Origin of the sequence: Candidatus Chloroploca asiatica (assembly GCF_002532075.1) — a bacterium.
Classification (GTDB): domain Bacteria; phylum Chloroflexota; class Chloroflexia; order Chloroflexales; family Chloroflexaceae; genus Chloroploca; species Chloroploca asiatica.
Genome location: NZ_LYXE01000086.1, coordinates 58,231 through 66,995 on the forward strand (window position 1 = coordinate 58,231; position 8,765 = coordinate 66,995).

At 64.7% G+C, this 8,765-nt stretch carries 7 protein-coding genes; 6 read left to right on the forward strand and 1 reads right to left on the reverse strand.

The genetic code is table 11. The features are described 5' to 3' along the window. Nucleotides 1–113 precede the first annotated feature (113 nt). The 6 genes from A9Q02_RS10460 to A9Q02_RS10485 all read left to right on the forward strand — a co-directional run bounded on the left by A9Q02_RS10460 (nt 114) and on the right by A9Q02_RS10485 (nt 8,326). Entirely contained in the window at nt 114–530 is a 417-nt protein-coding gene (locus A9Q02_RS10460) for a hypothetical protein (RefSeq protein WP_097652861.1), read from the forward strand. A gap of 258 nt (nt 531–788) precedes the next feature. Next, complete coding sequence (locus A9Q02_RS10465; RefSeq protein ID WP_097652863.1) at nt 789–1,415, forward strand: JAB domain-containing protein; 627 nt, start codon at nt 789–791, stop codon at nt 1,413–1,415. A 573-nt stretch (nt 1,416–1,988) separates the two neighbouring features. Beyond that, the gene (ltrA, locus tag A9Q02_RS10470; protein WP_097652865.1) at nt 1,989–3,695 is read left to right on the forward strand and encodes a group II intron reverse transcriptase/maturase; all 1,707 of its coding nucleotides are present in this window, start codon (nt 1,989–1,991) and stop codon (nt 3,693–3,695) included. Nucleotides 3,696–4,007: 312 nt separating this feature from the next. Further along, nucleotides 4,008–5,189 carry an AAA family ATPase gene (locus A9Q02_RS10475; RefSeq protein ID WP_172450862.1) on the forward strand — a complete coding sequence of 394 codons (1,182 nt, stop codon included), beginning with the start codon at nt 4,008–4,010 and terminating at the stop codon, nt 5,187–5,189. Between the two features lie 67 nt (nt 5,190–5,256). Continuing rightward, complete coding sequence (locus A9Q02_RS10480) at nt 5,257–7,020, forward strand: VWA domain-containing protein (protein ID WP_097652869.1); 1,764 nt, start codon at nt 5,257–5,259, stop codon at nt 7,018–7,020. 160 nt (nt 7,021–7,180) lie between these two features. Continuing rightward, nucleotides 7,181–8,326 carry a DUF6744 family protein gene (locus tag A9Q02_RS10485; RefSeq protein ID WP_097652871.1) on the forward strand — a complete coding sequence of 382 codons (1,146 nt, stop codon included), beginning with the start codon at nt 7,181–7,183 and terminating at the stop codon, nt 8,324–8,326. Between the two features lie 256 nt (nt 8,327–8,582). On the opposite strand, the gene A9Q02_RS24620 is transcribed toward A9Q02_RS10485, so the two are convergent. After that, on the reverse strand, nt 8,583–8,765 hold a 183-nt coding region (locus A9Q02_RS24620; protein ID WP_216361498.1), incomplete at its 5' end, for a hypothetical protein.

Genomic DNA, 8,765 nt, shown 5'->3' on the forward strand with positions numbered 1-8,765 from the left:
ACGTGTGCCCACCGCACCAGGATGATGCCCACCGCACGGGCTGCGACTGCGTCGGTCAGGCATCCCACCAGCGCCTGACCGACGCGGTGGTTTGAACGAAAGGAGTCGCTCCGATGACCGCACCATGCTGGCCCGCTGATGACTCATCCGCCACCAGTCCCTTTGGCTTGTGGCAAGATGACATGCTGACCGCCTACGAAGCCGCAGCCGCCTTAGCCCGTGAGTTGATGGAAGACCTGGAACCGCGCTTCCAAGCGCTTGCCACCCGACGTGCGCAACGAATGCACGAACTGGCAACCCTCATGCCGCTCTTCGAAGGCCCGCTCTTCATCAATGGACGCTGCCTCCACTGGGTCGAACCCACCGTGATCACTGGCGTCAACGAGCACGCCCTGCGTCGCCTCCGCGACGACCTGCGGGCGCAAGGCCATGAACGCCTGGCCGACCGCGTGGACGCCTGTTTCCTCACGCGCACGGCAGGCGGCAGGCTCGTGATCGAAGCACGCCCACCGGCTAAGCGCACGCCGTGAGGGTGATGCCGTTACCGCACGCATCCGTCCATGCCATGCCATGGCGTGCCTAGCCAGGGTCATGGAAGAACGAACCGGTACACCAGGGCGAGAGGGATGCGGAGGGTTGAACGCCACCAACCACCTCATCGTCGCCACCCACGCCAGGGACGCTTGCATGTGGGTCGTGCCGCATACTTCCTCCGTAAATACCAGCCGCCTCCGCGGCTGGTGTGGCAGGGCTGTGTTTGATGTGCCCATCACGAAGGAGATGCCCCGATGACCCGCATTCGTGAACTGCCGCTCCATGAACAGCCTGCTGCCCGCCTGGCGACCACGGGCCCCGCCGCCCTGAGTGACGCCGAATTGCTCGCCCTCGTCGCGGGACAAGACGATCTCGCGGTCTGTGCCGCCACGCTGCAGGCGTTCCACGGTTGGGTTGGCTTGCTCCGGGCCGATCTGTCTTCCGTCACCGCCAGCCTCGGCACGCCGCGCCGGGCGACCCACCTCAAGGCCGCGCTCGAAATCGGGCGTCGCCTCACGCTTGCAAGCTATGATGACCGCCTGCAAATCCGCTGCCCCACCGATATCGCCCAGGTCTTGATGGTCGAGATGCTCGCGCTGGATCAGGAAGAGCTCTGGGTGGCCTGCCTCGATACGAAAAACCGCGTGCAGAAGCTCGCCCGTGTCTATCGCGGCTCCGTCAATACGGCCCTGGTGCGCGTCGGCGAGATCTTCAAAGAACCCTTGCGGATCAATAGTACCGCCATCATCATCGGCCATAATCATCCCTCCACCGATCCTACCCCGTCCCCCGAGGATATTCTGCTCACGCGACAACTCGTCGCGGCCGGGAAGCTCCTCGACTGCGAAGTGCTCGATCGTGCGCCGTGCAAGTGCGCGTAGCAATACGCGCATGAAGTGTGTGTAGCAATGCTCCGAAAGGAGACAGGTTCCTACCAAGCCTGAGCCTAACCAGGCAGGCGACGGATGCGATACCCTCCGTGGTCTGAAGCCCTGGGAACACGCGGGAACGGGCGGCAATCCAGCCCGACCCCTGACCGCAAGGCTGAGTGTGGACATGACGAACGCAAGTGAACGCTCAGTAGAACCGCCTTCATACATCGCCTCACCCCGAACGCTGGAGCTATGGGTGAGAGACAGCTTACCTGATGCGAGGTCGAGCAAAGGGATGGCCCTCTGATCTAGGGGCGCGGTCTGACTGGTAGGTACGTCAGACCGAAGCTGTCGAGCCTGCAAGGAGCAGGTACAGGCGAATAGAGCGCGTCTACCTCCACACGACGACGGTTACGCACGCAACACGGGAAGGCGTGGGAGCTACCCGCAAGGGTTCGGCAGGTATGCGGCTTACATACTCCCACGCTGGCGGAGCCGCCGTAGTAGTCCGAGCCGGGGAAAGCCCGGTACATGGCGAAGGGCGGCAGGTTTTACGGCCACTGTTGTCATTAGGAGATTCACATGAATATGCCGACGGAATTGTGTCGGATGCAGGTCTCCGAACTCCAACGGAGGCTGGCGAAGAAGGCGACCGACAAGCCCGAACATCGGTTCACGAAGCTGTACGACCTGCTCACCTGGGAGCCGCTGATGGCGTGGGCCTTCGACAAGCTCATGACCAATATCGGCTCGCGCACCGCTGGCATTGACGGCATGGACAAGAGGACAGCCCAGCAGAACCGCGACAACATCATCGCGGAACTCCGAGGCCAACTCAAAGCCGGAACGTACAACCACCAGCCAGTGCGCCGGGTGTATATCCCGAAATCCAACGGGAAACGCCGCCCGCTAGGTATCCCGACGCTGGTAGACCGATTGGTTCAACTGATGGCAAAAGCCATCCTCGAGCCCATCTTCGAGAGCGACTTCCGACCGGAAAGCCACGGTTTTCGCCCTGGGCGCAGCTGTCACACCGCGATGGCCCATCTCTTCCAAGCGACGGCTCCCCGTCAAAAGAAGATGTATTGGGTCGTCGAAGGCGACATCACCGGCTGCTTCGACCACATTCAGCACAACATCCTGATGCGTCTGCTCCGGCGGCGCATCCAGGACGCCAAGCTGCTTGGGGTCATCTGGCAGATGCTCCGGGCCGGGGTCATGGAAGGCGAGTTGTTCAAGAAATCCCCAGCAGGCACGCCGCAGGGCGGCATCATCTCGCCGCTCCTCGCGAACGTCTACCTCCACGAGATAGACGCGTGGTTCTATCAGAACTACACGGGCCTGAACTACAACGAGAAGAACAAGCGGCGGAAACGCAAAGAGGGGAACGCCTTCTACGTGCGGTACGCCGACGACTTCGTTGTGGCTTGGAATGGCACGAAGGAAGGGGCAGAGCGGCTGAAAGCCGAGCTGTCTACGTTCCTCCGCGACGAGCTGGGGCTGGAGCTATCAGCAGAAAAGACGCACCTCACGCACGTCACCGAAGGGTACGACTTCCTCGGTTTCACGGTGAAACGGTACGAAGGCCGCGGAGACGGCAGAAACGACCTGATCATCCGACCGAGTGAGAAAAGTGTGATGAAGCTCAAAGCCAAGATCAAGGCCATGACCAAGCGGGGAACCACCCTCGATGCGGTCAGGGATAAGATCGAGGCGATGAACTATCTTCTGAAGGGCTGGGCAAACTACTACCGGCACCAAGCCTCAAGTAGTACCTTCGACTATATAGGCAGCTACGCCTTCAAGCGAATGGAAACCTGGCTCCAGAAGAAGACGCGCCAACGGATACGAGCAATCTACCGAGCGTATTACCGCAAACCCGGACGCTATCACACCTGGGTAGCCGGGGGGATGGCCCTCTATCACCCTGGCGTCCTCACCAAGATAGAACGGATGCGGTACGCTCACCGTCCCAACCCGTACCTGAACACGACAGACGAAGTGTATCTCACCTACCACCACGACCCGCATGCCGGGAAGGAATGGGGAGGGGCGCACTTCTACGGCGAGGAATGGACGAAAGTGCGGGCAGAAGTGCTTGCACGGGACGGGCGGAAATGCCGAGTTTGTGGCAAAGGCGGGCGAGTAGAAGTGCATCACCTCCGGCCTCACCAGCCAGGACGACCGCACGAGCTACATAACCTGATTACGCTCTGCGCGACCTGCCATCGACAGGTACGCGACCCACAGAGCGAAGTCAGTCGCCAACTCGCCAGAATAACACCGTAGGACTGGAGAGCCGGATGCGTTGAAAGGCGCACGTCCGGTTCGGAGAGGGGCGTGGGGAAACGTACTCACGGAAACGTGGGCAACGCGCCCTGCGCCTACTCTACATCTTGTCGTTGGCGGCAATCAGTATGTCAGCATGCGGGAACGCGGCCTGGGCTTTGGCCCCTAGGGTCGTGCCAGACGGCCTCTTCGGGCCGTAGCGCAATGCTGAACGCGTCCAGATGCGCTGCACCCCATCGCACATCGACAATCGGCAATCGGCAATCGGCAATCGGCAATCGCACACGACCGCTCCCCCTGAAGGAGGTACCTATGACCCCGACCCTTGGGCTTGACCTGACGCCGTTGGCTGGCCCGTTGACCACGCTCCAACGCCTTGAAGCGGATCTCGCGGCCCGCTTCCTCGAACGTGATGACGCCGTGCGCACCTTGCTGGTCGCCGTCCTGGCCCAGCAGCATGTGGCCGTGCTGGGGCCTCCAGGGACGGCCAAGAGTCTGCTGGTGGAGCGTCTCGCCGCACGCATCACCACGCCGGGCAGTCCCACCCAGCCCTTCGTCTGGTTGCTCACCCGCTTTACCACCCCCGATGAACTCTTTGGCCCGATTAGTGTGGTCGGCCTCAAGCGGGACGAGTATCGCCGCATCACGCGCCACAAACTCCCCGAAGCTCGCTTTGCGTTTCTGGATGAGATCTTCAAGGCGAATTCCGCCATCCTGAATGCCTTGCTCGCCCTGCTCAACGAGCGCGTCTTTGATAATGGCCCGACTCGTCTGCCGGTACCCCTCGTGACCTGCGTCGGCGCGGCCAATGAGCTCCCCCAGGGCGATGAGCTCGCGGCGCTCTGGGATCGCTTTGCCCTGCGCTTCATGGTGGGCTATGTCTCCGAAGCCGCGTTTCCGCGCTTGCTTCGCCTCGCCGCCCTCGCCACGCCACCCGTGACGATCAGCGCGACCGCGTTGACCTCGCTCCATCAGGCCGTCCCTCAGGTTGCCATCCCTGACCCGATCATTGCCGCCCTTGCCCAGTTGCGCACGGAGCTCGCAGGCAAACACATTGTCGCCAGTGATCGCCGCTGGCGCCAAAGCCTCGATCTCCTGCGGGCGCATGCGCTGCTGGAAGGGCGCGGTCAGGTGGAGGAGGATGATCTGACGATCTTGCGCGAGGCGCTCTGGCAGACGCCGGAGCAGCGCAGTGAGATTGGGCGTCACGTGGCCCGGCTCGCCCATCCGCTCATCGCCCGCGCCGTCGAACTGAGCGATCAGGCGCTCAGTATCCACGAGGCGACCATGGCAGCCCAGCGCGAGCCGCACCAGGACGATCAGGCCAAGATGCAGGCCGCCGTCGAAGGAGCCACGCGCCTCAAGACCGTCGCCACGCAACTCAACCGGCTCGTGGAACAGGCCCAGAGCCAGGGGCAGAAAACCGATCGCCTCATGCGCATGCACACGCAGGTGCAAACGCTCCGTCAGCAGATCGCTGAACTGGTGCTGTAGGCCGACCTGGCCCCGTGACCGCGTCCCAACCCTTGTCCGTCAATCGATCCCGAAAGGAAGCTATGCAATGGAGTTCCCCGATGTCGTACCCGCTGATGCCCCGCCGACCACCCTGCCGCCGCCGCCGCCCATCTGCTCGTCCACGCCGCAGGCCCCAGCCGACCCAGCCGTTCTGCCGCCGCCGCCGTCGCCGCCGGCACCATGCGACGAGGCTGCCCTCCTGGAGGCAGCGGGCTCCATCGCGACCCTCCCCGCCGAGGACGCCTGGCTCAGCGACGGCATTGCCCCCACCGCCATCCAGGACGGCAGCCAGGTGCTGCGCCACGATGGCTACGATGTCCAGGCGTGGCAGACGACGCTCGCGCAGCTTGCCGCGCTGCAGAACCTCGTGACCAACGCGGCCTCGCAGGTCGTCACCGGCCCGGCCCTTGTTGCCGATCTCTTCTGGAGCGTCTTCAAACGTGCGCCGATGATCGCCCCGGTGGCCCCGCTCCGCCCGGCCTACCAGTGGCATGAACCCATCCTCAGCGAGATCATGCAGACAGTGGAGTGGGCGCACCTCCGCGCCGCAGGGACGCTCGGCGACCCACTGGCCAGTGCGCTCGCCACCATGGGCCTGGCGCGGGCCGTCCTGGCATCGCTGGATGCGACCACCTGTACCCAGGTCGCCGACCTCCATGCCCACGAAGCAGCGGCGGCGGCCTGGCTTGACCGCGCTGCGACCCTGACCGAACTCGCCCAGGAGGCTCGTGACGAGCGGCGTCTGCCGCTCCTGGCCGAGGCGCAGCACGCCCGTGCCGCCGCCACCGCCGCCCAGCAGGCCGCCGCAACGCTCGCCGACGCCCTCCAGGCCACCGCCCCCACCCGCGCGGCCACCGCCCGCCGGGCGAGTCGTGCCGCCCTGGACACCGCCGCAGCGGAACTCACCACGCTCCACCACGCGCTCGCGGCCTTCGGCGGGGGTGGCACGAGCCATGGGGGGCCGGGCGGACTGGCCGCAGCAGGTGACCTTCCGACCACGTTCGCCCTGGCTGAACAGATCAGCCAGAACCCACGTCTCCGCCAGCTCGCCACGCTGTGTGGCCGCTTCACCCAGATCGCCCTCGCGGTCCAGACCAGTCGGGTCGCCCATCCCACCGACGAACTCACCAGCATCACCACCGGCCACGACCTCGGACGCCTGCTGCCGAGCGAGCTCGCCTTGCTCACCACACCCGCGCTGGAAGACCGCTTCATGCTCCACTATGCCGAGCAGCGCTTGATGCAGTACGACCTGGTGGGCCACGAACGGCAGGGGCGCGGGCCGATCATCGTCGCGCTCGACTCCTCGGGCAGCATGGCTGAGCCTGGCGGCAGCGACGGCCTCAGCAAGGAGGTCTGGGCCAAAGCCGTGACCCTGGCCTTGCTCACCATCGCCCGCCGGCAACGCCGCGACATGGTAGTCATGCACTTCGCCGGCACTCCGGAGCTGGCGGTCTTTCCCTTTGCGCACGGGCAGGCGACCCCCAGCGAAGTGCTCACGTGTCTGAACTACTTCAACGGCGGTGGCACGCGCTTTGAACCCTGGATGCAGCACGCCCTGACGCTGATTGATCAGGCCACCTACGACCGCGCCGACGTCATCTGCCTCTCCGATGGCCTGACGCACCTTGACCCTGCACTCAGCGAGGCGTGGCACACCCGTCGCACCACCCGCGGCATGCGGGTCTTTAGCGTGCTCATTGGCACCACCGAGGGTGCCGACGTGCTCGCCGCGCTCAGCGACCACCTGTTCACGCTCACCGACCTGCAAGACGATCAGCCGGTGCTCCGCAGCCTCTTCGCCCTCTGAGCACCACCCCTGCCCGCTCATCGTCATCGACCGACCGACCCGATGCCCCTGCAACCGCAAAGCTTCGCGCCTGGGCGTCAACACCGGTGAACCTGCTTGGCGTCATCCCACCCTCGGTACGCACCATGATCCATCATTTGACCACGAAAGGAGTCCGCTCATGACCACGACCATTCCGCTGCTCGGCTATCATGTCTGGTGGAGTACCCGCGGCCTGCGCGTCAGCCACGACGACCTGCTGAACCACCTCAACGCCACCGGCTTTGGGGCCTTCGCCCCGGCCCTGCCCACCGATGCCACGGCGCTCAAACGCGCCATCTACGCCTGGCTCGACGACCAGCACCAGACGGGCAGCCCGCTCCAGCCACCCAAGGGGGGCATCCGCAACCTGGTACGCCCGATCAATACCCGCAGCAGCCAGCACATCGTCTTTGCGTTGGTGGGCGAAGCCGTCGACTTCGCGGCGTTGGGCCTCAGCTACGGCACCCAGGCCCGCATTCTGCTGGAAAAGCTCAGCCCGCACGAACGGCTGCACCGCGAACCGGCCCTCATCTGCACGACCGCCGCAACCGGGGTGATCGCGGCCCAACACGAAGCGAGCGCCTTCACGGATGCCCTGCGCCCACGCTGGCGCACCTACCAGACGCTGCACCTCGCGGGCGATCTCACGCACCTCATCCGCACGATCATCGACGCCATCCCCGGGGCTGTCTGTGTCCGGCGCGAAGGCGGCCTCTTCTTCGTGCCCGTCAGCGAACACGCCACCCTGCTCCGGCTCCGCCAACTGGTGGCAGCGTTGCCGACCGACGGCGAACACGAACCCTACGTGGAACTGCTCGGCGTCCCGGACGAAGCCGCCGCCCGCCGCACCATGGCCCGCGCCGTGCATCGCGGGATGCTTGCCGATGTCCAGGCGATGCAGAGCGACCTGAACGACCTGCAGCGCAAAGCCAAGCAAGTGAAAGCGAGCACCATTGCGCAGCGGCTCAGCGCCTACCAGCAGGTCATCGCCCGCGCCCAGCTCTACGCCGATCTGCTCGGCATGCACCAGCAGGACATCCAGACCGCCATCACCGACCTGAGCGCCGTCGCCCGCTCATTGCTGCTCAGCGACACCAACGAGCCCAGCGACCGCAACGACGCGATCGTCGCTGCACCCATCCAGCTGCCCGACGGTGGCGACGCAACGATCAGCCCCACGAGTGGCGAGGCCACCCACCTGGGAACTCACCCCAACCCGCCCAACGGCACGTTCAACGGGGGGGCGAACCTTGGCACAGAAGCTGGGGTGCGTCCATACGCGTGACCGCGCCCAAGATCAGGCGCGTGGCATAAGATGGCACGCGCCTGGTGCCCGTATGCATTGCGACCCCGAGGCGATGCGCACATAGCGACCAATGAAAGTGAGCCAGCAAGCGATGCATGCCGCGCCGTTGCGCCACGGGCGCAAGCAAGGGGGGGTGCCCCCTTGCATCCCCCCAGCACCGCGCCGCGCCCCCGCTAGCCATACCTGTGCTACCTGCACGGCGGTACTTACGTCACGCGACAGAATACAGAATACTTTACACATGTGGGTGCCGGGCAAGCCGAAAACCCACACTCCGATAATGGTAGTCGGGCGAATTATGGCCGCGGTTGGCCGCGCGCATGTTGAACGAGCCATTGCCACACGAGCCGCCACGAAGTGTAAAGGTTTTTGTGGCCGCATTAGTTCCCTCCTCCTGTCCATTGTCAAGTTCAGGATC

Bases quoted from the DNA above. Each gene is read 5' to 3' on its own strand.
- A9Q02_RS10460 (WP_097652861.1), top strand. From the start codon at position 114: ATGACCGCACCATGCTGGCCCGCTGATGACTCATCCGCCACCAGTCCC.
- A9Q02_RS10465 (WP_097652863.1), top strand. From the start codon at position 789: ATGACCCGCATTCGTGAACTGCCGCTCCATGAACAGCCTGCTGCCCGC.
- ltrA (WP_097652865.1), top strand. From the start codon at position 1,989: ATGAATATGCCGACGGAATTGTGTCGGATGCAGGTCTCCGAACTCCAA.
- A9Q02_RS10475 (WP_172450862.1), top strand. From the start codon at position 4,008: ATGACCCCGACCCTTGGGCTTGACCTGACGCCGTTGGCTGGCCCGTTG.
- A9Q02_RS10480 (WP_097652869.1), top strand. From the start codon at position 5,257: ATGGAGTTCCCCGATGTCGTACCCGCTGATGCCCCGCCGACCACCCTG.
- A9Q02_RS10485 (WP_097652871.1), top strand. From the start codon at position 7,181: ATGACCACGACCATTCCGCTGCTCGGCTATCATGTCTGGTGGAGTACC.